Consider the following 214-nt stretch of genomic DNA (forward strand, 5'->3'; position numbering starts at 1 on the left):
CGAGAGTCCAGCAAGAATCACGAAAATGTGTTCAAGAGATTGGGCAAAGTTGATCAGTTAGTTTTCCAGATTGGTATGAAACATGCTCTGCATGTACTTTCCTATTTCCCCATGTGAGAGTGTCATTTCCGCCAAATAAAAAAAGCCCTAGCATTTCTGCTAGGGCTTTCGTTTTATTTGGCGTCTGGAAATGACCTACTCTCACATGGGGAGA

Annotated in this window: 1 protein-coding gene; it reads right to left on the reverse strand. The window is 42.5% G+C overall.

What is annotated here, in order from left to right:
* Positions 1-31: 31 nt before the first annotated feature.
* A partial coding sequence (locus tag Q0976_RS24140) for a hypothetical protein (protein WP_299497414.1) occupies positions 32-214 on the reverse strand: 183 nt, incomplete at its 5' end.

The organism is uncultured Shewanella sp. (assembly GCF_947501665.1).
GTDB lineage: Bacteria > Pseudomonadota > Gammaproteobacteria > Enterobacterales > Shewanellaceae > Shewanella.